1 protein-coding gene is annotated in these 237 nt (G+C 46.4%); it reads right to left on the bottom strand.

What is annotated here, in order from left to right; translation table 11 throughout:
* Positions 1-237 (bottom strand): DUF7507 domain-containing protein (locus G6042_RS00120; RefSeq protein ID WP_169522300.1); only part of this gene is annotated, 237 nt, incomplete at both ends.

Below are 237 nucleotides of genomic sequence, written 5' to 3'. Positions count from 1 at the left end.
GTTGTTGTTCGGGTCTGTTCCGGTTGCGGTTGCAATGTTGTGAACTCCACCGTTGTTGATGTCGGCTTGTGTGATTGCATACGTTGCCGTTGCTGTTCCAACTTGTCCCGGCGTTAACGTACTTGGTGTTACTGTCAAGTTCGATACGCCGATTACGGCATCATTGATTGTCAAATTGTTTACGGTTACGTTTCCTGTATTGGTTACTGTAAAGGTGTAAACAATCGTGTCGCCTAC

This window comes from Flavobacterium solisilvae, assembly GCF_012911605.1.
Taxonomy (GTDB): domain Bacteria; phylum Bacteroidota; class Bacteroidia; order Flavobacteriales; family Flavobacteriaceae; genus Flavobacterium; species Flavobacterium solisilvae.
The sequence above is the reverse complement of the archived record's forward strand: the minus strand, read 5'-3'. Positions and strand labels throughout refer to the sequence as shown.